The organism is Moorena sp. SIO4A5, from assembly GCF_010672005.1.
Taxonomy (GTDB): Bacteria; Cyanobacteriota; Cyanobacteriia; order Cyanobacteriales; family Coleofasciculaceae; genus Moorena.
In genome coordinates, this window is sequence record NZ_JAAHHZ010000012.1 from 1 (window position 1) to 26,707 (window position 26,707).

The window sequence follows — 26,707 nt, forward strand, 5'->3', positions numbered from 1 at the left end:
CTATTCCGTTGGTGATATTGTTGTGTATAACGATTGTGTTGCTATTGACCGAAACCAAGATAGATCTAAACCACTGGTGCAACTGGGCAACAAGGCTAATTTAGTCAATAGCCATAGAGCGCCAATTACCAGAAGGAATAAAACTCGCCCAATAAATGGGATGCTGATACTGTGGACTTCCTAGCATTTGCAACTGAACCCTCCGCAAAGCCTCAGAACGCCCTTGGTTATCCTTCAATCCTTGATAATAAGACACCATTAGATACTTCGTAGCCTCATCATTCACGTTCCACAAACTAATGACTTGGCTTTCTGACCCAGCAATCACTAAAGCTCGACGCAATCCATATATTCCTTCTCCAGCACTGATATTGCCTAAACCTGTATTACATGCTGATAACACCACTAGCTTTGTACCTGATAAATTTAATCCGGTTGCTTCTAAGGCTGTAAAGATGCCATCTTCATGATCATTTTCTCGCTTGTTGTCCTTAATTCCTGCTAATGCTAACCATGACTGAAGTAAAGCATTATCCCCATTAGTAAACTCTTCCTTTTCAGGTCTTTCTTGGAAGAAACCATGGGTAGCGATATGTAGTATTCTGGGACGAGTAACCTGTTTCAATGCTGCTTCATTAGCGTGAGCACCCAACAAGGGCTCTACACCCAGCATCTTTGCGATCGCATTTACTTCCTCAAGAGCACCAGGTAAAGGCGATAAGCCCCACTCGGAAGGATTAAAGTCACGTAAGCTGCGGGTTGCTACTATCTGGTTTTCTTCCCCAAGGGCAGTAGTTTGAGCGGAATTATCAAAGTCTGGTGCTCCCAAAAGTACTGGTTGGGTAAGCTTGGGATTAGGATTGGATAATCTCAGTAAATCCCTACCGGAGGTGAGGTAGGTAAAACCATAGCTTTCTACTAAATACCGGTTGTCTTCATCTACTAAAGCTTCAAAGGGGATGAGGTTGAGGAAGCTGTCTGGAGACAATAAAATCCTGCGGCTATTTCCCAACAAAGGACGAACTTTCGCCATCAGTTTCTCATCCATTTTACGGGCTGCTTCTTTTACCTTAGGGATGGGAAGATATACAGTTTGAAGGGATAATTCAAGTATCTCCCACAGAGGTTTAAAAGCATCTACTTCCCCTAAATCAATGCCTTGGGGTGCGCCTTTAGAAGGGAGTACATAGGCGGCATAACGGGGATTACCAAAACTACCCTTTTGGGGATTTAAGGGTTTGTACTCTACAAATTCTACCAGTGCCGTATCTTCAGGAATCAGTTGTTGAATAGTTTCGATGGTGACTGGTTGATTGATTTGGGCAAATTCACGACTGCGCCTACTAATTTTTACGACTAGTTCCTGTTCCTGATTCCTTAGTTTATTGAGTTGATTACGATATTCTTCAAGGGGAAGATTCTCTGGTCGGTTGTAGGTAAGGTTAGCAAGTTGGGTGCGAGTATTGTTGAGTCGGTCTAGTAATTTTTGGCTTTGGAAATCTAAGCGTTTACGCAACAGTTGCTGACTATGGGTCAAGAAATCGAGTAAGCGACCTTTGCGACGCAGGATAGTTGTTAACGCTAGACCAGCTGCTCTTTCATTATCGGGATCTGAGTTTAGGTGTAGAGAAATGGCTCTATCTCTTGTGCCAGAGATAGTTTTCATGTACTCTCGTTTTTGCTTTTCAGCACCAGCGACGAGATTACGTTCTAGATTAAGTTCTTGGATGTCTAATCCCGCTTCGAGAAACTCTAGGGCTTGCTGAATGTTTCCTTGACTGTGATGTAAACCAGCGAGATTATTGAGGCTGCTTGCCACTAATGGGTGTTCCTCCCCCAGCAACCGTCTCAACATCTCCAAGGATTGGGTATACAAGGGTTCCGCCTGTTGGTATCTTCCCATTAAGTGGTAGAGTAAAGCTAGATTATTGAGGCTTAATGCCACAGATGGGTGTTGGTTCCTCAGCAACCGTCTGTTCATCTCCAAGGCTTGGGTATACAAGGGTTCCGCCTGTTGGTACCTTCCCATGGATTGGTAGAGTAAAGCCAGATTATTGAGGCTTAATGCCACAGATGGGTGGTCGGGTCCCAGCAACCGTCTCGTCATGGCCAAGGCTTGGGTATACAAGGGTTCAGCCTGTTGGTACCTTCCCATGGAAGAGTAGAGCAAAGCCAGATTATTGAGGCTTAATGCCACATTAGGGTGTTCCTCCCCCAGCAACCGTCTCGTCATGGCCAAGGCTTGGGTATACAAGGGTTCAGCCTGTTGGTACCTTCCCATGGAAGAGTAGAGCAAAGCCAGATTATTCAGGCTGGTTGCCACAGATGGGTGTTCCTCTCCCAGCAACTTTCTGTCCATCTGCAAGGCTTGGGTATACAAGGGTTCAGCCTGTTGGTACCTTCCCATGGAATAGTAGAGTGCCGCCAGATTATTCAGGCTGGTTGCCACATCAGGGTGTTGATCTCCCAGCAACCGTCTCCTCATCTCCAAGGCTTCGGTTAACAAGGGTTCCGCCTGTTGGTACCTTCCCATTTCACGATAGAGTGCCGCCAGATGATTGAGGCTGGTTGCCACATCTGCGTGTTCTTCCCCGAGCACTTGCTGTCGAATTCTCAAAGCTTCCTGGGCAAGGGGAATCGCTTCCGAGTATTTCCCTTGCTCATTAAGATCAATAACTTGCTGAGTCAGTTGCTTAGCTTTGGTTAGTTGTGCTTGTGCTGATTCCTGTTGTTGGGCAATGGTAGTTTGTCCCACTGTGGGCTGGGGCGTAACTAGTCCTACTGAGAGCAAACTAACTAGAGCTGTTACCCAAATTGTTGGCCGTTTTGGTTTATTTAAATTCATAGAAGCACCTACACAGAAATTAATTACCTGTTCCCTTTTCCCTATTCCCTTTCCTAAAGTATGAACCTTTCCCAACTAACTATTCCGATCACGATCATTCTTGTTCCTCAAGGAGCAGAATATCAAGCAATTTGTCGAGGAATCAAGCAGATTACTGGTCGTCCATTACCTCTGATTCTATCTATTCCGATGGGAGCAGAGCCTGTAACTCAGTATCTAGAAACATGGTTACAAACTACAACAAATTTGCCCGAGCACTCCCAACCTAAAGTACTGCTGATGGGATTGTGTGGCAGCTTATCTCCTAACTATTCCGTTGGTGATATTGTTGTGTATAACGATTGTGTTGCTATTGACCCAAACCAAAATAGACCTCAACCACTGGTGCAACAGTGCTGCAGCCAACTGACTAGCTTAGTTCACGAGAAACTGGCTGAAAAGACTAATAGCGTTGCTGATTCTGGGTATGATTGTGCCCCCCTAGCCCCCCAATTCTGGGGGGAACAAAACTCTAAAAGTCCCCCAAAGTTGGGGGATTTAGGGGGCTTGAGAAAAACCAAACCTACGCGCATTCATACTTCAATGGGGGAACAAAACTCTCAAAGTCCCCCAGAATTGGGGGATTTAGGGGGCTTGAGCAAAACCAAACCTACGCGCATTCATACTTCAACTCAGCAACGCCAAGCTAATTTAGTGAGGGGATTGAGTAGCGATCGCATAATTTCCTCTAGCGTAGAAAAGCGTCAACTCGGTCAGAGCTACCAAGCTGATGTAGTCGATATGGAAGGATTTGCTACCCTATCGGTACTTAATCCCAAGGGATTTGCTGTAGCAATGGTAAGAGTGATTAGTGATGATAGCTACTACAATATCCCAGACCTTACCCCAGCGATTAGTGCTGATGGATCACTGAAACCCTTGCCCTTAGCCATGGGTATGCTAAAGCAACCAATAGCAGCTACCAGACTAATTCGAGGTTCCCTACAAGGGTTGAAAGTATTACAGCAACTAAGTATTAGACTTTTTGGTGAATAAAATGAAATCAACGATTAGTTGTTTGACCCGGTGGTGCGGTGTGGAACGGGCATCTTGCCCGTGGTGTGTTACTAGCATCTTGCCCGTGGTGTGTTACTAGCATCTTGCCGGTGGGTGGAACGGGCATCTTGCCCGTTACAATTGGCCGCTAATTGGAACAACTCAGAGTAAGATCGAATCGCTGTTAATCAGGACAAAAAGATTCCTCTTCGTATAAGTAATCAGTAACTAGTAAATATGGCATCAAAAGGCTTTCCCATCTTTATTGTAACTATGCTCAAGTCAATAATTGTTCTAGGAGGGCGTCATTGGTGGCTCTCTTTTTTATTGTGGATGGTTCTCATTGCACCAGTTCAGGCAGCGGTAGAACTGCGGATAGCGGTTGAGCAAGGTGTTAAACAGGTAACCTTGGGGAGTTCCACCACAGCCATTGTCCGAGATGGGACAGGTCAAGCCGTGGGAGACTTAAAAGCCATGGCAGGTATGACTGCGGAAACTAACGGTAGTGGAATTAAGTTAGGTCAGTGGCAAGGGAAATCCCTCTGGATTGAACCGAAAGACAATGGTTATGTTTGGATAGGCGATCGCTGGTATCGGGGACGCACTCGACTGGTTAGTTCTGACAATAAGTTAACAGCGGTCAACCATGTTGATTTAGAACACTATCTCTATAGCGTGATTGGCGCAGAAATGAGTCCCAGTTGGCCGATAGAAGCCTTGAAAGCCCAAGCAGTAGCAGCTCGTTCCTATGTGCTCCATCAACGGAACAAATCCAAGAGCGATATCTATGATATAGGGGATACCCAGCGTTGGCAAGTTTACAAAGGTCTAAATAGCGAAACAGCCAGCACTCATCAAGCGGTTAATGCCACAGCGGGACAGATCATGACGTATGGTAATAAAGTGATTCTCGCTGTTTTCCATGCTGCGTCTGGAGGACATACAGAAAATGTAGAAGATATTTGGTGGAGTGAACCCATTCCTTATCTACAGGGTGTACCTGATTACGATCAGGGCACACCAGTCTACCAGTGGACAAAAAGCTTTTCTGCTAGTCAACTGAGCCAGAAGATTCCTGGTGTTGGTAATATTATCGCCATGACCCCAGTGGAAAGGACACCCCGAGGCAGGGTGATCACTCTTAAAGTAGAAGGCAGTAGCAATACAAAGACTATTAAAGGCAAGGAATTACGCAAAATCCTAGGTCTGAAAAGTAGGCTGTTTACCGTGTCTAAAACCGAAAATGGTTTCCAATTCAACGGTCGTGGTTATGGTCACGGATTGGGGTTAAGTCAGTGGGGAGCCTACAACTTATCCCGTCGGGGATTGAATTACCTACAAATTTTGAGTCACTATTACTCTAGTGCTCAACTAGCTCAGATTGATTGATATCAAATAGCAAAGGGAACAGGGAACAGGGAATAGGGAACAGGGAACAGGGAGTAGGGAGTAGGGAGTAGGGAGTAGGGAGTAGGGAGTAGGGAGTAGGGAGTAGGGAGTAGGGCTAGTTTGAAGTAAGTTGTTGTAGCTTTAAATTGCCTATTTCCAAATTAGTAAAAAATCTGAAAACCCTGCTCCCTATCGGGTGCATCTCATGTTTGCTGTTTGACCCGGTGGGTGGAACGGGCATCTTGCCCGTGGGTGGAACGGGGCGGGCTTTACCAACCCTGGCTACGAGGCGGAAAATAACGGCGAGCCCCCCCTGAAGCACCACTAGCAACTGTTCCCTGTTCCCTGTTCCCTGTTCCCTCTTACAGACTGTTTATTTAGCATAACAAGTACGGTAGAGGCAAAGTTGATGACTAACTCGACTTCTAATCCATTAGTTAAGGTATTAAACAACTGGATTTTATCGTTATTCATTATCTTAACTAGTCTTGTCACATTACTCTCTGTAACTAGCTATTTTTTTAGAGATAACGTATACTTAGAATTCACAACTAATTTTAAACATCAATATCTGGTATTAGGGGTATTACCATTAATTTATTTTGCCCTAACTCGCCGCAAATTTTGGGTGATAGTCACGTTATTTTGCTTAATGATTAACTTGACAGAAATCCTTCCTTGGTATATCCCTAAAATCAGCTTTGGGGCTTCCGGTGAACCCATGCGTCTGTTTCTGTTCAATGTCTCGTTTTCCAATAAGCGTGCTGATGCTATTGCCTTGGTGAAAGAAGAAAACCCGACGATTGCCGCTTTTTTAGAAACCAAAGACCCTTGGCCTGAAGAATTAGAAGAGTTAAGAGAGTTTTTACCCTATACTATCAGTATTCCAGAACTTCAGATTGAAGTATACAGTCGTTTACCATTACAAGAATCAGAAATTCTGGAATACGGAAAATATCGTGGTCTGGTCAAATTAGATTTAAAGATTGCTGGTGCCGACGCTTCAGTCATTGTTACTCACTCCTATCCACAATTTTATTTTGGGAAGCCAGGGGATTTTGGCGTTGCTGATTATGGGTATGATTTTGCCCCCCTAGCCCCCCAATTTTGGGGGGAACAAAACTATCAAAGTCCCCCAAAGTTGGGGGATTTAGGGGGCTTGACCAAAACCAAACAATCGCGCATTCATACTTCAATTCAGCAACGCCAGCAAGAGGATTTGGAAAAGCAACGTTGGCAGTGGCGCAATCAAGATTTAGAAGAGGAGATTGGGAATTATATAAAACAAATTGAAAAACCAGTTGTGCTAATTGGTGATTTAAACGTTACGATGTGGTCACCCTATTATAAACGTCTAATTGAAAGTTCGGGATTGCGTGACGCTCGTGCTGGGTTTGGGATTTTACCAACCCTATCACAATTTTCACCAGCCAATCCTTGGTTAGCTATTCCTGTAGACCACTGTTTAGTCAGTCGAGATGTTAAGGTGATCAAGATGAGAACTGGCCCTGATCTTGGTTCATATCATCTCCCGGTCATTACTGATATAGCGCTACGCGCAAGTCAGAAGTCAGAAGTCAGAAGTCAGAAGTCAGAAGTCAGAAGTCAGAAGTCAGAAGTCAGATTTTGAATCAAACAGGTAACCATTTGTTGAATCTGAGTCAAGTGAAAGCGTCGAAGGCTGTTCCACAAAGCTGATAGCTGACCGCTGACCACTGACAGCTGACAGCTGACGGCTAAATGCTTACTAATTAGTTAATCAAGATTGTGAGTAGATCCCAACTCTAAGCGCTGTTCCCACTCGGCATCAATTTGATCTTTCCGTTCTATATCCTGATCCAATAAATCCTTCTCACTGCTATAAACCAAATTGTCTTCCCCAATCACATTTTGATCGGCAAACTGTTGCGCATAGGCAATCTTGTTCTGTAAAGCTTCATCCGGCTGATTAAGTGCGATCGCATTTTCCTGCCGTGCTTGATTCTGAGCTTCAATGTGCTTCTTTTTCCGCTGAACCCAGAAATATCGAAGCAACGGTATAGTCAAGAATCCTACGCCATAAACCAATAACAGAGGGTAAATTAGCTCCACAAATAGTACAAATCCTCCTAGCTGTTCAGCAATCTCACCCCCCTGCAACAGGGAACCCAGGACTAATGCTAAAACAAAGTTTACACTCCCTAACCCAATCGCCAGCATAATCTGGTTACTGCTGGCCTGAGAAAACTGCCACAACTTGGCACGAAGATAAGCTGGCACCGGTTGTTGATTCTGTTTGGCAGCAGTTGTCTGCAATTTAGGGAAGTGATAGACAATATCCCCTGATGGGCTAACTTCCGGGCGTCCGTCGAATCGGATTAGCACGGGTAACATATAGTCTTCCGACTCCCGCTGATAGCTTTCCCCAAGGTCATCAAGATAGGGAGCAATCTGTTGAGCTGCCACAGCCCCTCCGGAATTACGAATTACAGCACCAATGGTTTTCCAGCGACGTTCTTCTAAATCACTATTGGGATTGCCATCACCAAACAGAAAGGAGAAGACAGCCTCTAAAAAATTCATCTCACTGTCTCCTCGGTCCGAACGGGATTTTCGCCGTCTCGAGCGAGCATTACTGTGGGAGTATGATGGGTTGAACCACCAAAACAGATCCGGTCCAATCCATAAACGGGGCAAAAACAGGATTCCGCCGCCACCACCAGAACGACTTCCTCCTCCGCCTCCTCCGTCAGAATCATTGTCACTGCCAGCTTTGAGGCTTAGAACAATAAATGCGATCGCAACAATCATCAACACAATGGAAAGCAGAAGGAAAATCCCGAAGGAAATCCGAATCAGGTAGAATAAAACAGCCCAAACCTTTTCCCACCATGCTTGCAACTGTAGCTTTAAGGACTTGTTGCGGAGAATAGCGCGAAAGTTTTTGGGAAACAGATAAGCAATATCCCCTGACTCGGCCACTTGTAAATGTCCACCTACTTCCGAGGCCAGGACAAGTAAACCTTGCTCGGCTTGATGGATGTTTAAACCCACTTGGGCAGCAACATCCCCAACAGTGACGCGGTAGTCTAGCTGCTCAACAGCTTTCATGATGGTGGGATTGGGAGCCATAATTATGTTTTCTAATACTTAGTTGCGCTCAAAGATAATAGCTTTATAAAACAGAAAGGTCGGATATGTCGGACATCACAGGACCGGAAAACATACTATGTATCCATGGGATACGATGAATGCCATGTGCTAGATCTATGTAAATTTGCCTCCTATCTCAAGTATAATTTTTTTCAGTTTGGCCATTCTGATCAGGTTTTTTTATACTGAAATCCTTATTGATTGTTGATAACCGGTCATATTTGTGCTGCTGTTGTGCCAAGCCGCGATATCGTGCTCTGTTTCCAGCACCTTCGAGGGAAGTTGCCAACAGTCCTTTATAATAGGAGGCTGACAGGAGTTCACAAAACTTAAACCAGAAGCAGAGGTAGCAATGGCACTGATCACCACCGGCAAGTCATTCATCCGGGCACTAGAAAAGTCTGGTGCATTGGCAGTTTATGCACCATTAGAAGGTGGGTTTGAAGGTCGTTATCAGCGGCGTTTGCGAGCTGCTGGCTATACCACCGTTTCCATTACTGCCAAAGGACTAGGAGATCCAGCCGCTTATCTAACTGGAATTCACGGTGTTCGCCCTCCTCATCTGGGCAAGAAAAATATGGGTAAATCATCTGCAGTCGGTGATGTTTACTACCTGCCACCCTTGGTCACCTACCAACTGTCAGCCCTATCTCCCAAATCTAAAGGGTTGGTGCTGTGGATTATTGAAGGAATTATTCTATCTAGTCAAGAAGTTGACTATCTAACCACATTGCCCCAGCAAGAACCACGAGTAAAAGTAATCCTAGAGATGGGAGGAGATCGTGCTTTCCGTTGGCAACCCCTCAAAGAGACTTTGCCGGGACTCGTTTCTGTAGCCAATTTATAGTCTCGGTATAGCTCTGTAAGCATTCAGCGGTCAGCGGTCAGCGGTCAGCTTATTTTATTCAAAAGCGTGGCACAGGCTTCTAGCCTGTGACCTAAGGCATAAGCTAAATACTGATAGCTGATAGCTGATAGCTGATAGCTGATAGCTGATAGCTGATAGCTGATAGCTGATATTTATCGATACCCAACCCTGTTACTAGTCACAAATGATAATTTTGATACCCTAGAGGTGTAGGATGATAGTGGGTAAGACTAGCAATGCTCGAACAACGTGACTACACCTTAATCATCGATAAAAGTGGCAGCATGTCGATTAGGGATCAACTTGCTGGAAAAAGCCGTTGGCAAATGATGCAGGAGTCTACCCTTGCTTTAGCAAGTAAATGTGAAGAATTGGATCCAGATGGCATCACGGTTTATGTATTTTCTGGTCGCTTTAAACGCTACGACAATGTAACCGCAGATAAAGTGCTACAGATATTCCAGGAAAATGAACCATCGGGACGCACGGATTTAGCTGGTGTTTTACTCGATGCCACCAACGACTATTTTAAACGTAAGGCTAGTGGCCAAACCAAAGAAAATGGAGAAACCATCTTAGTCGTCACTGATGGGGAGCCTGATGAACGCAAAGCTGTGATGAAGGTGATCATAGAAGCATCACGGCGTATTGATGTCGATGAAGAACTAGGAATTTCCTTCATCCAAATCGGGAATGATCTCCAGGCAACTAAATTCTTAAAAATATTAGATGATGAGCTGCAAAATGCTGGGGCTAAGTTTGACATCGTAGATACGGTAACTATTGATCAGATGGAGGATATGACTCTCACTGAAGTTTTGATCAATGCTATTATTGACTAAAGCATAGGAGAAGTTAGTGGGATTTATCCCGTCAGGGTTCGAGGCTTGTGACAGTGCTGTAAGTTAACTGTTTAAAAAACATCCCTCAACAGTTAACAATTTAAGAGGAGACCAAAGTCATGGAATCAATGGATGACTTGTTAGCTCAACTCAAAGCTGAATATGAACAAAAAGATGCTGGTGTTCAACCGCAAGAAAAACCTCTGTTTCAGGAAAAACTAGTTGATTTGCCACTAACTGATCCAGCAACTAGTGCATCACCATCCAAAATACCTGATTGGGTATCTACTGCTCAGGATCGGGAGCTGGCTGAGATGAGAACAGAGTTTGATAAAAAAGACCAAGAAGAGGTTCTCAAACAACAGCAGGAACTCGAAGCTGAACAAAAACGAGTTCAGCAGCAAAAGCAAAGAGAACGAGAAGCCCTTAATCAGCAAGCCACTGAGTGGCTAAAAGGCTTAACTCCAAACTCAGCAGAAGGGTTGTGGTTTGAAGAATTTTCTGACTCCTATCCCTCCAAACTAGAGGCAGCAATTGATTATTTGCAAGCCTTGAAAGAAACTCGGTCTTGATTGCCAGACTCGTTAAGTATCATCTGATGGTGAGCAGGTAACACAGCTCCTAAGCAAACTGTCAAGATTTGACGATTAATCTCTAAGATTATTATTTTAATTTATAATAGTAAATAGAGACAACAGTCAATCAAATAAATCCACCATTACCTACCCTGATAAGCAAGTCTAAGGTGCTGCCGTTGAAAGATGCTTTTAATAATGGTTTCATAATGTTGGCATAATCAACTTCTGCTAAGGGTCCTAAGGCTAAAACATCCAGATGAGCTGTGGGAGTATTAGCTAAGCTAGATTAAGAAATCGTGGCAGTAAAGGTAAGGAGGAAATTTTTTCGTGGGAGGTTCACTCGTGGAAGACCGTGACTATACGTTAATCATCGACAAAAGCGGCAGTATGTCTAGCCCAGACTCCCAAGATAGGAGCAAAAGTCGATGGCAGATTGCCCAAGAGTCTACCTTAGCAGTGGCCAGAAAATGTGAACAGCTCGATCCAGATGGGATTACGGTTTACCTGTTTTCTAGTCGCTTTAGACGGTACGACAATGTTACCTCAGATAAAGTAGAACAAATTTTCCAAGAAAATGATCCCATGGGTCGCACCGATCTCGCTGGTGTGCTAAAGGATGCCACCGATGACTACTTTAAGCGCAAAGCGGCTGGGCAAACCAAACCCAATGGGGAAACCTTCTTGGTGATAACCGATGGTGAGCCAGATGACCGCAAAGCCGTAATGCGAGTGATCATTGAAGCATCTCGGCACATAGACCGGGATGAAGAACTAGGCATTTCACTGATCCAAGTGGGTAATGATGCCATGGCAACTCGGTTTCTCAAAGCACTTGATGATGACCTTGAAGGAGCTGGGGCTCAATTTGACATCGTGGACACAGTGACTCTGGAAGACATGGAGAATATGACCTTAGCCGAGGTCCTGCTTAACGCGATTATTGATTAACCGAATAAGCGCCAAGATTCCCAATGCTTAAACTCCATCCCACGACTAACTATCACGTGGGATGGGTTTTAATAAAAAGAGTTTTGAATTAAAAAGAATTTTGAATTAATTGACACCATTATTTTAGTGAGATCAGCTGTAGAAATTCAACCCCTACATTTGGTGTAAGAATAAAACCAGCTACCCTAAATCTGCATTTTTGGAAAACAATTGAGGGATTTCCCCCCCCGGAAAGGATTGTAAGCGCCTCAAAAAACGCCTTTTTAATTACTCAAATTCTAAAATTAGTCTCCCCATTTTCGCGTTAAAGATTTAGCATATAGGAGTGAATGAACTTTACTATCCCTTACATTCCTTAAGGGAGGGTGATTGGTTCAAGCTCATTTGCGGAGCCAGTTTTCAACACCTCCCTGCTGTTAGAAGCCTAACCTTGGCTTACACCCTCGCCGGTGCCGATTGTATTGATGTGGCAGCTGACCCGGCGGTCATTTCGGCGGCGAAAGATGCCTTACAAGTCGCCAGCACCATGGGAAATGAAGCCAAACAGCGAGGGTTTGGATTCTGTGGCAGACCATGGCTGATGGTGAGCTTGAATGATGGGGAAGACCCCCATTTCCGAAAAGCCGAATTTGACTCAGATTTGTGTCCAGGGGACTGCCCCCGTCCCTGTGAAAAGATTTGCCCAGCACAAGCAATTACTTTCCAGAATGGCAGTGAAGCTTACTCTGGTGTGCTCGACCAACGCTGCTATGGCTGTGGTCGTTGTCTGCCAGTTTGCCCCCATCAGCTGATCACTACTCGGTCATACGTATCAGCTCCTTTTGCGATCGCACCCCTGATTCTAAGCAATGACGTTGATGCTATAGAAATTCACACCAAAGTCGGGAATTTACCAGATTTTAAAAGACTCTGGAATGCGATCGCACCCTGGTGCGCTCAACTCAAACTCCTAGCCATTAGCTGCCCAGATGGTAAAGATTTGATTGACTACCTAAAGGAAATCTACCAACTCATCCAGCCTTTACCCTGTCCTCTAATCTGGCAAACCGATGGACGTCCTATGAGTGGGGATATAGGCATGGGTACAACTCATGCTGCTGTCAAACTCGCTCAGAAAGTCATCGCTGCTGGCTTACCAGGATACGTACAGTTAGCTGGTGGTACCAATAACCACACCGTCAGCAAACTAAGAGCAGCTAGGCTTTTGAAGCTAGCCCAAGTTGATAGGTTGCCGGTTGAACGTTCTTACAACAACCTTGACCAAAAGGCCACCCTAGGCGAACAACCAAATAACCTACCCTACGTTGCCGGTGTGGCTTACGGTAGCTACGCCCGAGTTCTACTCTCACCGATTCTAGAAAAGTTAGAACAAGACTATGACCAAAACGTTGATCACCACCAGGGATTCGTTCCTAATCCCTCTTATAGAAACCTTGAAGATGTACCAGATCTGCTCTGGCAGGCTGTGGCAACTGCCCATGCCCTGGTGGCTCAACTCAAATCAGTCAAAAAAATTCCTCAGAGTATTTAATGTTCTTGACTTTAATCGAGGAATACTGTTGGATTAAATTAGCATAAAAACCTTCAATTATTAGGGAGTAAAATTAGACATGACCTAAATCCAAAACCTGACTAACAACCGAAAGTTAAACAGGGCAAAAGTTAACAGCAGAAATCGCTTTATTTGGTCAAAACAAATGGTGAATTTTCCACTAAACAAGCTTTCAGAGCAACAACTGTCATTCAATCAAGAATCACCAGTGGTTTATGAAAATAACTTGGTTGAGGCGATGACCGTTAGTGGTCACTCCTCAGAGGTAAGTGACAATCTTCAACTAGATTTTGCCACTATACCTACCAAGGAACACCAAGAAACAGTGGACAAAACTCAGGGGATTTCAAACTGTGAAAAAATTACAGATGACCTACCAAAATTACTAGACATATTGCCCGCCGAAATTCGGTCATCATTGGAGCAACATCCTGAAAGGGACAGTTTGATCGAAGTGATTATGGATCTCGGTCGCTTCCCAGAAGTGCGCTTTCGTGATCGGGCAGAGTACCTTTCTGATACACCAGTTACTATCGAACAAATCAATCACTGTGTTGAGCGAGTCGGATCCTTTAGCGGTGATAACCGAGCCGGAATTGAGGGTACCTTGCACCGCATTAGTGCGATTCGGAACCGTCCAGGGGAAATTATTGGCTTAACCTGTCGTGTGGGTCGAGCGGTCTTTGGTACCATCGGCATGATTCGTGACTTAGTCGAAACTGGTAAGTCAATTTTGATGCTTGGGCGTCCTGGTGTAGGCAAAACTACTGCTTTACGGGAAATTGCCCGAGTTCTGGCAGACGAATTAGACAAACGGGTCGTGATTATCGACACCTCTAACGAAATTGCTGGAGATGGCGATATTCCCCACCCAGCTATTGGTCGAGCCCGACGGATGCAGGTCGCTAGCCCAGAACATCAGCATCAGGTGATGATTGAGGCGGTGGAAAACCATATGCCAGAAGTGATCGTTATCGATGAAATTGGCACAGAACTGGAAGCTCAGGCCGCTCGTACCATTGCGGAACGGGGGGTGATGCTGGTGGGAACTGCTCACGGCAATCGGATTGAAAACTTGATTAAAAATCCCACTCTTTCGGATTTAGTAGGCGGTATCCAGGCTGTAACCCTAGGGGATGACGAAGCCAGACGGCGAGGCTCCCAGAAAACCGTTTTGGAGCGAAAAGCCCCCCCAACCTTTGAAATCGCTGTAGAAATGCTAGAGCGTAAGCGTTGGGTAGTACATGAAAGTGTTGCGGACACGGTTGATAATTTACTCAGGGGACGTCAACCAAATCCTCCAGTCAGGACAGAAGATGAAAATGGTAAGGTAACCATTACCCGAGAATTACCTAGCGCTCCAGTTACCACTCCCCTAAATGGTCGGAGCAAGGGTCACCTTACCCTAACGACTCCTAGCCAACCAAAAGGTTGGCGTTCATCTGGGCAGATGAATCCCCTATCCCTTCAAGAACCAAAGCCAGCTCGGGAAAATAGCACCTTTGAACAGCTGCTGGCTGAATCTTGGTCACAGCAAGAGCTCTTGGGTCAAGGGATGGAGATGTTAGGACCTAATGGTGAGGATTTGCCACTACAGGTGTATCCTTACGGCATTAGTCGTCATCAAATCGAGCAAGTGATCCAAATCCTCAATTTGCCTGTGGTCTTGACAAAAAACATGGATACTGCTGATGTGGTTTTAGGATTGCGATCGCATGTCAAAAACCACTCCAAGCTCAAGTCCATTGCTAAATCTCGTCAGATCCCGATTCACGCTATCAAAGCTAGCTCCATCCCCCAGATTACTCGGGCATTAAGGCGTCTGTTGCACATGGATGACCCCACAATTCCCGATGCTGCTGATTTGGAGTTATTTGCCCAAAGCGTTAGCGAGGATGAAATCGAGGCTCTAGAAGAAGCCCGTTTAGCAGTTGAGCAAATTGTGATTCCCAAAGGCCAACCCGTAGAATTGTTGCCGCGATCGCCTAAAGTGCGGAAAATGCAACACGAGTTAGTTGAACACTATCGCCTCAAGTCTTCTAGCTTTGGCGATGAACCCAACCGACGTTTACGGATTTATCCGGCGTGAATATAGGTTGAAAAGGAAGAGGGGGGAAAAAACATGCGGAGGTCAGACAATCAATCTCTCTTTCTCTTCCTTCCGGTGACCATTCCTCCATTACTCCATTACCCTTTCGCCCAAACAAAGAAAAAATAATCAAAAAAAATACTTGACATATTCCCAGTCAAATCTGTTATCATCAAAGAAGTGGAATGAATGGGGTGTAGCCAAGCGGTAAGGCAGCGGGTTTTGGTCCCGCCATTCCTAGGTTCGAATCCTAGCACCCCAGTTACAGTATTTAGGTTATGGTAGTAAATCAAAAACTAACCTGATAATGCAGCAAAATAAGAAGCTTCTAAAGACTTTAGAAGCTTCTTAATGTATTTTAAGGGTATTTTAAGGGGCCTTAAAACTAGCGGCGGCGTCTGAAGGAACGACTACCACCACGACTACTACCAAAGCCAGAAGGCGATCGCTTCGTGCTGCCAAAACCACTGCTTCTTGGTTTGGCTTTCTTAGTACTAGATGGACTAGAGGTGCGTAACTGACTTGAGCCGAAACCACTTCCTGTGGAGCGATTAGCGTTGGGTGAGGCTTTACGAGTAGTGGCTTGATTAGCTGCAGGAGATTTTCTTAAGCTACCAGTCGTGCGGAAAGAGCGAGTATTTTTAACCACGGGTGGCGGTGCTTTGTACCGTGTTTCATATCGCTTCACTGCTTGACTATAGCTGTTACCATACCCACCATAACCATTCAGAACCCCTCCCGGTTGATAAACCGGTGGAACATAGTATTGAGGTCGAAATAGCATACTACCTATAGCTTGACCAGCCAAAGCACCAGCAAAAGGAGCCCAGAAACTGGATTGCTGACGCACGATTACTGTTTCTTGTTGACCAGTTTGAGGATTAGATCTAGTCTCAGTGACATTGTGGACATATTCAATCCGGAAGTCTTCAGTTAGGTACATCACCGGCTGATTGTCATCAATACTCAGATACGTATTTTCCCCAGCAGCAACCTGCTCATCAGTCAGACGTGCCATCTGCAAATCCCTGCTCCGAAAAACTGGCGGACTACCCGCAGGAGTATTGAGTACCATTAGGGTATATACCCCATTAACATCATCGTAGGTTGCCTGTTGTACGGGATATTTCCCATCACTCAACCGAGTTGGAGTAAAGGATGTACTCCCACCCCGATTCAGCGACACTTGGCTTGAGTTAGGAGAACCACACCCTACTGTGGTCCAACATAAGGTTAGAGATAGAACAAAAATCGCAACTGTACGTAACATATAGTTAAAAAAGTTTTCTTAAATCACTATCGTTCTGTTAAATCACTATTGTCTAATCGCGCTTGTCTAATCGCGCTTGGCTATGGGCTAGTTAATTTGTCAAACAAAAATTTGGGGAAGATTTTTCGTTCGTCTTGCCCATCACCCCATCACCCCATCACTGTTTCTACTGATAGTGATAACTATAACACTATCTATATTTATTTAATTTACTTATGATTAGAGGGGAACCAGTTCCGGGAAATTGAGTAAAATTTGCTCATCAGTCAGTTCGTCACCCAACTGTGCTGGAGAGAAGTGAACCTGGATAGCTTGCAAACTTTCCTGATAGTGGAGATTAATCAATGCCTTTAGACCTGCTTCGAGGTACTCAACACTAGCTAGGTTAGTTTCTAGTTCAGGAACTTCCCCTTCGTAGGCTACTGTGATCATAACAATTACGTTTTGGGTCACAGGTATGGATAAAGGTTCATTGTCAGGTAAGGGTGTAGTGAAATCTGGTTCAGACAGGTAGCGCCCAGCTGAGTCAGTAAACAGTTCATTAACGTAGTCCCCAGCTTCTCCTTCCTTCCAAAAGACATCTCCTTCATTCGCTGCCGATTGCCAGTAGATCTGCAGCTGTAGCAGGTTTTGACAAATTGCTACCAGTTCTTCCCCTAACACCTTCAAATCCCCGTCTGATTCAACGGCCTCCCGTGCCGCACGATTGAGTACCCCCAACAAGGGTGTTACTTCTGAACCAGCTAAGTGTACAAACAAACGAAAAACTACAAATCTAGTTTTGCCACCAAATTTATTTAAGCGATCGCGCCAAGAACTCATCCTTCTGTCGGCTAACTTACGCCGTTAATTAATCTCAATTATCCTATCTATCCTACTCTAGCGCATTGCTCACTACCCATACTGGATCACCGAACACCCGCATTGGTAAGGCAGAGCAAGGGGAGTTATATCAAGTCTGCTATTAAGGGGAGGGTGGGAGGTGTGGGGAGATGGGGAGATGGGGAGATGGGGAGAAACGGGAGAAACGGGAGATTTTTATTAAGGGTAATTATCCTGACAAGATATTAGGTAGGGAAAACCAAGTCAACTGTGTCCGTTTGATCAGAAAAAAAAACAGGAGCAATCGCTTCTGCACCAGTCAACCGCAGCTGACTGAGCAATCACTCCTGAACACACCCCGTTTTTGGAATCTGTAGCGGTTTATACCAATTATCTAACAAAACGACAAGAGGTTTGAGCCATCTGTATCGAACTGGCTTGACTTGAAGGGGATCTCACCATCTTTGTGACGGTTGAGGGTTGACTGTCAACTGTTAACCGTTAACCGTTAAACGTCAGCAATCAACCAGTTGCTTAGTGCCTTGCCAGTTAACTAGGTTAACCTAGTTAACTGGCATCAACTCATCCTACTTTTCTTCTGAACTCAATTAAGTTTGACCTGTGTTTTGTTACTGACAGTGGTTTTGTTTCTGACAGTGCTGTAATATTAATATCGTGATCTTTGGTAAAATCTGGTTTACACAAAGTCATAATACGCTGTTGCCACCATTGCTTTTCTGTAATCTGTTGCTCAAAAAAGTCGGGCATAAACTCATAGGAACTAATCAGGCGACGACCGAGGTATAACACTAGTTGCTCTGCCTTATAATCTTCTGCGTGATAAGTTGACCAATCGTCGATTAGGTTTAAATCCCATACCCCAATCCACTCTTGGTTTTTGAAGGGGTCAATTAGGCTAATACCGATACGATGAGAGACGTTACTAATCGGTAAATTAACAATTTATCTTTTGGTGTTACCTGGTTTTCTTTGGCGATTGCTTCTCTGGAAATATCTATCTAAATCCGCTAGGTTATCTAGAGTAATTAGTAAGTATTGTCTTTGGAGCAGCTCACAGTTAAATCGCCATGTGCTGACAGCTCCCGGTGTGTTTCTTTCCAGAAGCAACAACTTACAGCCTTTTCCTGGCAGCTGTCGCATCACTAGAGGCGTATAGTACTGTTCTATTTTTCTTCCTATAATCCCTTGGATCCATTGTTTAGTGATGTGTAGCCATTGCTTTCTAGAGTCAAGTTTACTATAATAATCTAGGACAGTTATACAATTAATTTTAGAAGTAGTAGTAGATTTAACACCCTTTTTAAAGGTGTTGGCAACCCTGAATAAATGCTATTGACTAATTGCAAACTAGTCAGCAGCGTCTTCTAGTTGAGATAGATAGTTGAGATAGATAGTTGAGATAGATAGCTGAGATAGATAGCTGAGATAGATAATAGATAGCTGAGATAGATAGCTGAGATAGATAGCTGAGATATACAGCTGAGATAGATAATAGATAGCTGATATAGTCTTCCTTATGAAATTAGAACTCAACCGGTGACTAACTAGACAACTAACTAAACCATAAGTCTTGACTAATCAGTACGTTAAGTGATGGTACTAGACATGATATTACTCCTCTTCATCCATAGAGGAATTTACTAGCAGTTGAATTATTCCTTTGCCTTTTGAGAAGATTGTAGATTTATTAATTTCAATACCTAGCCCCAAGCCAATCAAGGTTAACCCACTCACTAAGAGACTAGAAGGAGGCGACTTGGTCGCAAAAGAAATATTTTCCTCACCATTTACCCGTTCATAGGAGGCTTCCAGTGACTGGAATCCCAAAATCATCGCCACAATCAGAGCAAAAATATACCCTCCCCTTACTATCGCCTGTTTGTCATTATGATTTCGAGTTGGATAATTCACCAAACTACTCGTGCTTGCTTCACAGTTCTGATTGCCAGAAGGCACCGAATTAATTGATTGGTTGTGCATAGTTATTTGTTGGCAAACAGTTTTAGGGAAATAAATCGCTGTTGGCTACCTAGCTCAAGTAGACCTAAAGATTCAGCGATGAGTTATTGAATGAGTGTACTTAATTGACCGGTCAAGTAAGTCAGGTAACACGTTATCGTTGGCGTAGGGTGACCATTCGCGTAGCGTGGCCATTAGGCCAAGGTCAATCCTTAAGCGGCAAGCCGCTTACCTAGGTAACAGGATCAAAGATTTTGAGTCTTGGTGGTGAGTGATGGCTGATGGAAAATGGAAACTAACTTGCTAAGGGTTCTGATATTAGTTCCCAAGCATTGACATTGCTGACACCAATGCGCACTGGTACGTTCAGATAATCCTCTACCAGGTAATAATCTGTCTCATAGCGGCCTAATGTGCCATCGGGACGCCTGAGGGTGTACTGGAATTTGGGAATGTAACGCTCCCGAGTCAATCGATCAATTAGTTCGTTATAGTCATCCCGACTATCACGCCACAAGTAGCGATAATTAAAGCCAGTCCACTGATGGGGTTGGAGAATACCCCGCTCCGGTGCAAGTAGGTCATTGGTATGTAAGCAAACATCATTCCACATTGACGTAATTACTACAATTAGACCTTCTTCACGCTTTTCTTTGATAAAATCATTAACACGAAGGTAGTTGGCTCCTAGCAAATAGGTTCCGCTTTGGGGTATTGGTCCGGTCATAGTTGTCTGGCTCCTGAGTATGGAGGTGGGAATTTGGTAAGGTCGCTCGCATCCGGGCCAAGATACAATAGCCCGTTGAAGCCTGAGTTTTTGAGCAGATACAGCCAGCTCACTAGCATGTCGCCTTAGAGCATAAGCCGCTAAGCGTGATGGAGCTTCAATATTGAAACTCTCGGTGGTAACTGATAGATGGCACCCTGAGAAAAAGAAATTGTCCATTGTTGAAGACTGAAACCTAAAATGACACGCTGAGTAGTGAGTGTTGCTCTTAAGCAAGTTAAACCGGACCAACGGAGACTATGGCTAACTACTATGGCTAACTACTATGGCTAACTACTATGGCTAACTACTATGGCTAACTATGGTTGTTGATCTATCGTTGTTGATTTATGGTTGTTGATCTAAGTAACCGACGGCTTCCATAGTACAGTAACTGGCAGGATTGATTTTAGCCAAAAATCGATTCAAAAACCGATAATTTCTCTAACAAATCCCCTCTGATAGCAATCACCATTGGCAGCTGTTAGTCCGATCACGGTTATTGAATCCTTGGCGACTCGCTGTTGCTCGACAATTTTGGAACACCGTAAAAACAGCGATCGCGAATCTCGACTAACTCATCGGTTGTCCAAGGTTCACCATTGTTCTTGCATAGCACTACACCCAAACCAATCAGATCATCATCTGTGGGTCGGTTTCCTTCCATGATGGCTTGCAGGTTTTCAACGCTAACTTCACTTAATCGTGATAGTTCTTCCAAGTTCCAGCCATGAATCAGATCAGCAATGGTAGGAGTTTGTGCTGGAACTGCTGATAGTTGGCTGCTGTCTAGGTAGTTAAAAAATTTAGTCAGCGCATCTTCTAGTCCTTCACTGTAGTCAAGTTCGTGTTCGACACAGTAGTTGCGGAAGCGCTTTAGTAGATGTTTGGGAATATGTCCTCGCAGTAATGCATACCGGGGATCTGTCTTTTTGTGAACCAATGTCCTTGTCCTCTAGCTCCAGAGAGAGCAACATCTGATTGTCCTCTTATAAGTTTGGCACATTTTGTCACGATATACTTCTATTGGTATATCGTGATATCATGACAAATGGCTAATACACAGGTTAATACACTTAGGTAGTTACTACACTTAGGGGGTTTATTTAAGTGTTTTACTATAGTGTTTTGTGTGTTCTTTCCTTTTGTCGCGATATATTTATATGATTACATCACTATGTCGCGACGTCAATACCCAAAAAAATATTTTTTTCCCCTTTACCTGTGGCCTAATGCCTGTGGTAATGCCTGTTGCCCTTAAGTCTATTGATGAAACGGTACAACCAATAGGGGTAACAATACGTATAGCAACCAACTCCAATTCCAGGAGTAATTCCAGGAGTTAGTAGCAGTGGCAGACTCTGGCTCTGTCAAGAGTGCATCGATTCTCTCTTGGAAGCGACTGGGAGGCACAGGTCTACTAAAGGGAGCACAGAAATTTTCCTTAGTGATCATCGGACTACTAACCATAGTCAACAGTGATTCTGCCAACAATAGGGCATCGACCTGTTTAGCGGCCCAATGGTCAGCACGGATTTCTCGTAGACTCAATAGTTCTTGCCACAATGACTCTGTATTTGGTAACCAAGCGGTGATTCGATGAATCCAGCCTAGCCAGAAAAACCAGAAGGTATCTCGGTAATGGTGGTGAGCTTGCTCATGGGTAATAACAGCCTCTAGATGTTCGGATGAGAGAGTTTCTAAGAGTCCCTGACTGACCACAAGTTCCGGTTGCCAAAAGCCAATCTGAGCAATAAAGGGTATGGGAGTGTCTAAAAGACGAGCCAATTGACCCTGACTAGCTAGGGATTCAGGGGTTGGAGTTAAGCCAGGACAGTTTTCAACCCTTTCCCATTGCCCATTTTGCCATTTCCCATTTATTAAGCAAATTTGGGGTAAGGAACGAAATTGTTGCAAAGACTGCCAACCAAGCCTTGCTAACTTTAGCCACAACACTACTGCCCAACCCAGAAATCCTAGCGCTAGACAGTAGCTGAGCCAGTCGGTACGTAACCCGATCATTTGTCCCTTTGGCCCCATGGATAGGACAGCTAAAGCAGTGGTTAGGAGGAGTAGGGGTGGAGCCAGAAATTGCACTAGTACCTGTTGCCAGCGCCTGGGCCAACTCCCTGGGAGTTGGTAGCTTGTGTGCCTGTGCCAGCAAGCCAGCCCTAATGCTGCTATAATCATGACCACATGCATTATTTTTCCTCCTTCCGCCTTTGACGTGCTGCTTGCAGTCGTTGTGCGATCGCAGAAATTTGTTCCACACTCGCTGCATCTAAGCTATCGGCAAAGGCAGCAACTACATCTGGATTGCCTACAGCTAAAAAGCGATTGAGCTGGTCATGGGCTGCGAGTACCTGGGCTTCTTGGCGAGACACTAAGGGTCTCCATAAAAAGGTACGCTGTCGTTTATCACAACTCAGCCAACCTTTCTGGGTCAAGCGGCGTAGCACTGTGGTCACTGAAGCATACGCTAATTCCCGATCGGGGTCAGCCAAAATCTGTTCATGGACATCTTTAACAGTAGCGCAACCTAATACCCAGATGATCTCCAAGATTTCTCGTTCCAATGGACCTAGGGAGAGTTGTTTAGGGCGATGATGGGGCAGAGGACTCATAGATTAGTGGTTAATTTTAGGTTAATTTTCAGGTAATTTTGGTGCTAAAACTGATTAATAGTGTATGAAGTGAAGAGCCGCCAGGCTATCCCGATTCATATTTAGTCTGTCTGCTTCCTTTATTTATAGTCTTGCTTAGGTTTGACAGCAGTTCTTCTAAGGTTTACAGTCATTCTAGGGAATAATTATAGGCCACTCTGTAGCCTGCTGTTTGTTTGATCAGAAGGAGAATACCCTTGAAGAAGCTGCTATCAATCCTGTTGACTGCTACGGTATGGTTTACATTTGCTCTATTTCGTCCAGCCCTCGCTGGTGATGCCGTTCAGGGAGCTCAGGTTTTTAGTCAAAATTGTGCTGCTTGTCATATCGGTGGCAATAACGTGATTATGGCCAATAAAACCTTGAAGAAACCTGTCCTAAAACGATATAAGATGTATGACCTGGAAAAAATTAAAACCCAGGTAACTAATGGCAAAAACGCTATGCCCTCCTTCAATAAGAAGCTGACTGAGCAGGAGATTGAAAATGTGGCTATCTATGTTTTATCGCAGGCTGACAATGACTGGCAGTTGGGTAAAGACATTCCTATTCAAAAATCCCCGAAGTCCAAATCTCCAGAATTAGGTGTAGAGGCTTCTGAGAAGCCAGTTAATCAGGACAAGACCGATACCCTTAAACCCAAAAAGCGCTCATTCTGGCGCTCATTCTTTTGATTCCCCTAATGTAATCTAAGTTACTATAGCAGTTCTCAATTGCGTCAGGGACTTTCGTCTTAGGTTAATGGGAGTAGGCAGTAGGGAGTAGCGATGCAACAAGGTAGCGCCTTGATGAGGGGGTTTACCCCATGATCGCACTGGCTCCCCTCATGAATGCCCTGCATAGCTGAGTTATAGATGTGAAGTACCCCAACCTGCTTGACCTTTGGTCACGCTACGCGAACGCTGAGGTTGGGGCTTCCAATTCTCAGGTCAACTCAGGGACGGTTTTATTCGTCTTTCGGGCTTCCCGCTTCATCCGCCGATGCCTCAAACAGCAAGCTGCAATACGGTCTTACTCAGCGTCCACAGGCAGATATCCGCCTTCCGCAGACATATAGTTTACTCGACAGACTCACCTTGGAATTACGACTCTGTGGTCAACCAGCCGGGGCAAGTCTCTTCCCTGAGCTCTGCTAGTACTTTGTACACCTAATGGTCTAAAAACTGATAGGATTTTAAACCATTTGCAAGGTAGCCTTTTAGTCAGTCAGGCGGGTCAGCGACCATCTTTATTCTAACATGAATCGTGATGATTTGTCATTACAAGTTGTCGTCTCGCTATCCATCCCCACCCTGGAAGAGGGTGGGGATGGATAGCGAGTTTTGTTAAAACTTTGAGATGCACCCAATCACCATTGGGTTTCTGGATCTATTTTAAAATGCTATTCTTTTCAAGAAATACTTCAAAAAACACTTCAAAATGGCTTGAAGAGATCAAAACTTAGTATTCCTAGATACTAAGTTAGAAATAATTTGTATGAAAAGCTACAATCAATTGGGATAACTAACACTTTTCGTTAATTACTCGCGATTCGCATTTCCGGGGCTACTAAAACCGGGGATTGGCGATTTTTGCACTTCAGGAGTATGAAGATGCGATCGCTATCTTATCACCAAGCCAAAGCCTATTCACAACAGGTAAAACCCTAACTTCCGCAACCACATCAGGTAGAGCTAAGAGTAGGTTTTAACAATTCCAAGCAATTCTGCAATCCTATTGATGACAGCAAGTCGAGCTATGTCTAGCTAAATGTTGTATTATAACCATCAGATTAGAACTATCTGGGTGGTTTTTGTAAAGTTATGTTAACAACTCGGAAACTGCGGCATAAAAGGTGTGGACTCAACCAGATAAGTAACTGGTGACTCAAAATCAATGGTGCTAGTTAGGTTACCAACAAACCCAAGCTCAAGAGGGTTTACCTAACTCTTGCTGGTGTTATAGAGCAGATTATGCCCAAAGACTAATGCTCATCCTCAGGATTGGTTTCAGTGCTAGCTGTTACGAAGTACCCAAACGGGTACTGCCAATGCCTGAACTTGTTTCCCACAATGGATCAAAAGGGGGTTAAAGCTATGCTGTCAAAGGTACCAGAACAAAGTTGGCACCGAGTGCGTTTGGTGCTAGTGATTAGTTGGCTAATATTAATTTTATCGTTGTTTTATGACCCGATTTCACATAATTTAACTGATCCTGATAATCTATTAAGCCTATTTCGGGATCCCACGCTCACTCAAGACCCATGTGTTCAAGTCCAGGGAGTGTGCCTGGATGAAAAACCCTATGCCCTGGGAGCGCGATTGTTCTGGGGCATGATTGTGCCTAGCGCCATCATGATTGTTTTGGTGTTCGGTCATGAGACTTGGCGACGCATTTGCCCACTTTACTTTCTGTCCCAAATTCCCAGAGCTTTGGGGTTACAGCCACAGGGGGATATCAGCAAAAATCCGTGGCTGGTTCGTAACCATTTATATGTGCAGTTTGCCATTTTCTTTATCGGGTTGAACTGCCGGATTCTATTTGTTAACTCTGACCGCTTGGTTCTGGGTTTGTTTCTGAGCCTGACTATCTTATCCGCCATGATGATGGTATTCCTCTATGGTGGCAGAAGTTGGTGTCATTATGTCTGTCCATTTGGCATGGTTCAGATGGTATTTACTGGACCACGGGGATTGCTTGGCACTGAAGCTCACAACGCACCGCCAAAAACCATTACCCAGTCCATGTGCCGCACCGTAGACAAGACCACAGGTCAAGAAAAAAGTTCCTGTATCAGTTGTAAGTCCCCTTGTATGGATATCGATTCCGAAAAAGCCTACTGGCAACAACTGACTAAGCCTGGTCGGAAATTAGTCCAATACGGTTATTTAGGCCTGGTGATTGGTTATTTCCTCTACTACTGGTTGTATGCAGGAAACTTCGATTATTACCTGTCTGGGGCTTGGACCCATGAAGAGAATCAGTTAGGTGCGCTTTTCAAGCCAGGGTTTTACATCATGAATCACGCAATTGCGATTCCTAAACTGGTGGCAACTCCTCTTACCTTCGTTGTCTTCGTGGCGCTCAGTTGTATAATTTGTACCAAGCTAGAGAAACTATACAAAGCTGCTCTGTGGCGAAAAAACCAATCTATCACTCAGGAGCAAGTATTGCACCGAGTCTTTTCGATTTGTACCTTTATTGCCTTTAACTTCTTCTTCATCTACGGGGGTCGTCCCGAAATTAATCGGTTCCCTGTCCTAGTGCAATTCCTGTTTCAGAGTGTAGTAATTCTGGTGAGCAGCTTATGGCTTTATCAAACTTGGGGTCGTAGTTTTCACCAATATACCCAGGAGAGTTTGGCAGACAAGTTGCGCCGTCAACTGAAGAAGCTACCCCTGGACTTCTCGGAATTTCTCGAAGGTCGTTCCGTGGATGATCTCAAACCTGAGGAATTACACATCCTGGCTAAAACCCTACCGGGTGCTAACCAACAATACCGTTTGGGGGTATACAAAGGGGTGCTAAGAGAAGCGATCCAAGCTGGACATGTGAATTCCTCTAGTAGTCTCGAGGTTCTCCAGCAGATCCGGGATGAACTGGGTATAAACGATCAGCAACATTATCAGGTTTTAGAAGAACTTGGTAAGGAGCAAGAAAACTTACCAATCTTGTATCCCCACTATGGACCGGACCCTTATAAAGTACTGAGCACCATCAAAGAGCGCCAGAAGACTAGTACTTCTAACCAACGCACGATACTTAGGGAATCCCGCAAGCAGAATCGTTCTGATAAGCGCACCAAGCTGCTAAAAGACCGCAAAGATAACAACAATCAACTAGGTGATCAGGACTAGTCCTTGGTTTTCCCAAATAGTACATTCAACAGGGTGAGACGAGGATGAAATACCGGAAAAAAGAGAGCATTTTTCATAAAAAGAAAAAAAAA

At 44.5% G+C, this 26,707-nt stretch carries 25 protein-coding genes and 1 tRNA gene; 15 read left to right on the top strand and 11 right to left on the bottom strand.

The window, feature by feature from the left end:
* Positions 1-100: 100 nt before the first annotated feature.
* On the bottom strand, positions 101-2,845 hold the full coding sequence (locus F6K57_RS07390; RefSeq protein ID WP_293066194.1) for a tetratricopeptide repeat protein: 2,745 nt from the start codon (positions 2,843-2,845) through the stop codon (positions 101-103).
* Positions 2,846-2,905: 60 nt separating this feature from the next.
* Between F6K57_RS07390 and F6K57_RS07395 the strand changes: the two genes are divergently transcribed.
* The 3 genes from F6K57_RS07395 (at position 2,906) to F6K57_RS07405 (ending at position 6,899) form a co-directional block, all read left to right on the top strand.
* The gene (locus tag F6K57_RS07395; protein WP_293066197.1) at positions 2,906-3,880 is read left to right on the top strand and encodes a phosphorylase; all 975 of its coding nucleotides are present in this window, start codon (positions 2,906-2,908) and stop codon (positions 3,878-3,880) included.
* Between the two features lie 273 nt (positions 3,881-4,153).
* Positions 4,154-5,269, top strand: a complete 1,116-nt coding sequence (locus F6K57_RS07400; protein ID WP_293066200.1) for a SpoIID/LytB domain-containing protein — start codon at positions 4,154-4,156, stop codon at positions 5,267-5,269.
* Between the two features lie 409 nt (positions 5,270-5,678).
* On the top strand, positions 5,679-6,899 hold the full coding sequence (locus F6K57_RS07405) for an endonuclease/exonuclease/phosphatase family protein (RefSeq protein ID WP_293066203.1): 1,221 nt from the start codon (positions 5,679-5,681) through the stop codon (positions 6,897-6,899).
* A 125-nt stretch (positions 6,900-7,024) separates the two neighbouring features.
* Here F6K57_RS07405 and F6K57_RS07410 read toward each other — a convergent pair whose 3' ends face one another.
* Positions 7,025-8,380 carry a hypothetical protein gene (locus tag F6K57_RS07410; RefSeq protein ID WP_293066206.1) on the bottom strand — a complete coding sequence of 452 codons (1,356 nt, stop codon included), beginning with the start codon at positions 8,378-8,380 and terminating at the stop codon, positions 7,025-7,027.
* Between the two features lie 373 nt (positions 8,381-8,753).
* On the opposite strand from F6K57_RS07410, the gene F6K57_RS07415 reads away from it, so the two are divergent.
* The 7 genes from F6K57_RS07415 (at position 8,754) to F6K57_RS07445 (ending at position 15,540) form a co-directional block, all read left to right on the top strand.
* Positions 8,754-9,248, top strand: a complete 495-nt coding sequence (locus F6K57_RS07415) for an NAD(P)H-quinone oxidoreductase subunit N (protein ID WP_075904547.1) — start codon at positions 8,754-8,756, stop codon at positions 9,246-9,248.
* 257 nt (positions 9,249-9,505) lie between these two features.
* Positions 9,506-10,111 (top strand): VWA domain-containing protein, encoded by a 606-nt coding sequence (locus F6K57_RS07420; protein ID WP_293066209.1) that lies wholly within the window; start codon positions 9,506-9,508, stop codon positions 10,109-10,111.
* Between the two features lie 119 nt (positions 10,112-10,230).
* Positions 10,231-10,683 (top strand): hypothetical protein, encoded by a 453-nt coding sequence (locus tag F6K57_RS07425; RefSeq protein WP_293019125.1) that lies wholly within the window; start codon positions 10,231-10,233, stop codon positions 10,681-10,683.
* 333 nt (positions 10,684-11,016) lie between these two features.
* Positions 11,017-11,637 carry a VWA domain-containing protein gene (locus F6K57_RS07430; RefSeq protein WP_293019126.1) on the top strand — a complete coding sequence of 207 codons (621 nt, stop codon included), beginning with the start codon at positions 11,017-11,019 and terminating at the stop codon, positions 11,635-11,637.
* Between the two features lie 325 nt (positions 11,638-11,962).
* Positions 11,963-13,168 carry a circadian clock protein LdpA gene (gene ldpA / locus F6K57_RS07435; RefSeq protein WP_293066213.1) on the top strand — a complete coding sequence of 402 codons (1,206 nt, stop codon included), beginning with the start codon at positions 11,963-11,965 and terminating at the stop codon, positions 13,166-13,168.
* A 166-nt stretch (positions 13,169-13,334) separates the two neighbouring features.
* Entirely contained in the window at positions 13,335-15,278 is a 1,944-nt protein-coding gene (locus tag F6K57_RS07440) for a R3H domain-containing nucleic acid-binding protein (RefSeq protein ID WP_293019128.1), read from the top strand.
* 190 nt (positions 15,279-15,468) lie between these two features.
* Positions 15,469-15,540, top strand: a tRNA-Gln gene (locus tag F6K57_RS07445).
* A 123-nt stretch (positions 15,541-15,663) separates the two neighbouring features.
* On the opposite strand, the gene F6K57_RS07450 is transcribed toward F6K57_RS07445, so the two are convergent.
* Both F6K57_RS07450 and F6K57_RS07455 read right to left on the bottom strand, forming a co-directional pair.
* Positions 15,664-16,548 carry a hypothetical protein gene (locus F6K57_RS07450; protein WP_293019129.1) on the bottom strand — a complete coding sequence of 295 codons (885 nt, stop codon included), beginning with the start codon at positions 16,546-16,548 and terminating at the stop codon, positions 15,664-15,666.
* Between the two features lie 219 nt (positions 16,549-16,767).
* On the bottom strand, positions 16,768-17,370 hold the full coding sequence (locus F6K57_RS07455) for a DUF1517 domain-containing protein (protein WP_293019131.1): 603 nt from the start codon (positions 17,368-17,370) through the stop codon (positions 16,768-16,770).
* 170 nt (positions 17,371-17,540) lie between these two features.
* Here F6K57_RS07455 and F6K57_RS07460 point away from each other — a divergent pair, with 170 nt between their 5' ends.
* Positions 17,541-17,747, top strand: a complete 207-nt coding sequence (locus tag F6K57_RS07460; RefSeq protein ID WP_293019133.1) for a hypothetical protein — start codon at positions 17,541-17,543, stop codon at positions 17,745-17,747.
* Positions 17,748-17,952: 205 nt separating this feature from the next.
* On the opposite strand, the gene F6K57_RS07465 is transcribed toward F6K57_RS07460, so the two are convergent.
* The 6 genes from F6K57_RS07465 to F6K57_RS07490 all read right to left on the bottom strand — a co-directional run bounded on the left by F6K57_RS07465 (position 17,953) and on the right by F6K57_RS07490 (position 22,740).
* On the bottom strand, positions 17,953-18,180 hold the full coding sequence (locus F6K57_RS07465) for a hypothetical protein (RefSeq protein ID WP_293019135.1): 228 nt from the start codon (positions 18,178-18,180) through the stop codon (positions 17,953-17,955).
* 822 nt (positions 18,181-19,002) lie between these two features.
* On the bottom strand, positions 19,003-19,371 hold the full coding sequence (locus F6K57_RS07470) for a hypothetical protein (protein ID WP_293019137.1): 369 nt from the start codon (positions 19,369-19,371) through the stop codon (positions 19,003-19,005).
* Between the two features lie 274 nt (positions 19,372-19,645).
* Positions 19,646-20,296, bottom strand: a complete 651-nt coding sequence (locus F6K57_RS07475) for a hypothetical protein (protein WP_293019139.1) — start codon at positions 20,294-20,296, stop codon at positions 19,646-19,648.
* A gap of 319 nt (positions 20,297-20,615) precedes the next feature.
* On the bottom strand, positions 20,616-21,059 hold the full coding sequence (locus F6K57_RS07480; protein WP_293019141.1) for a hypothetical protein: 444 nt from the start codon (positions 21,057-21,059) through the stop codon (positions 20,616-20,618).
* Positions 21,060-21,379: 320 nt separating this feature from the next.
* Complete coding sequence (locus tag F6K57_RS07485; RefSeq protein WP_293019143.1) at positions 21,380-22,318, bottom strand: M56 family metallopeptidase; 939 nt, start codon at positions 22,316-22,318, stop codon at positions 21,380-21,382.
* On the bottom strand, positions 22,318-22,740 hold the full coding sequence (locus F6K57_RS07490) for a BlaI/MecI/CopY family transcriptional regulator (protein WP_293019145.1): 423 nt from the start codon (positions 22,738-22,740) through the stop codon (positions 22,318-22,320). The genes F6K57_RS07485 and F6K57_RS07490 overlap by 1 nt, the downstream gene beginning before the upstream one ends.
* Before the next feature lie 236 nt (positions 22,741-22,976).
* On the opposite strand from F6K57_RS07490, the gene petJ reads away from it, so the two are divergent.
* Positions 22,977-23,453, top strand: coding sequence for a cytochrome c6 PetJ (gene petJ / locus F6K57_RS07495; RefSeq protein WP_364301753.1), 477 nt, complete (start codon positions 22,977-22,979; stop codon positions 23,451-23,453).
* Between the two features lie 15 nt (positions 23,454-23,468).
* Here petJ and F6K57_RS07500 read toward each other — a convergent pair whose 3' ends face one another.
* Complete coding sequence (locus F6K57_RS07500) at positions 23,469-23,594, bottom strand: hypothetical protein (protein ID WP_293019147.1); 126 nt, start codon at positions 23,592-23,594, stop codon at positions 23,469-23,471.
* Positions 23,595-23,635: 41 nt separating this feature from the next.
* Between F6K57_RS07500 and F6K57_RS07505 the strand changes: the two genes are divergently transcribed.
* The 3 genes from F6K57_RS07505 to F6K57_RS07515 all read left to right on the top strand — a co-directional run bounded on the left by F6K57_RS07505 (position 23,636) and on the right by F6K57_RS07515 (position 26,615).
* Positions 23,636-23,836: a hypothetical protein gene (locus F6K57_RS07505; protein ID WP_293019149.1), complete on the top strand. Its 201-nt coding sequence runs from the start codon at positions 23,636-23,638 to the stop codon at positions 23,834-23,836.
* Between the two features lie 504 nt (positions 23,837-24,340).
* Positions 24,341-24,469, top strand: a complete 129-nt coding sequence (locus tag F6K57_RS07510) for a hypothetical protein (protein ID WP_293019151.1) — start codon at positions 24,341-24,343, stop codon at positions 24,467-24,469.
* Between the two features lie 361 nt (positions 24,470-24,830).
* A complete protein-coding gene (locus F6K57_RS07515; RefSeq protein ID WP_293019153.1) occupies positions 24,831-26,615 on the top strand; it encodes a 4Fe-4S binding protein in 1,785 nt (594 codons plus the stop codon).
* Positions 26,616-26,707: the final 92 nt, after the last annotated feature.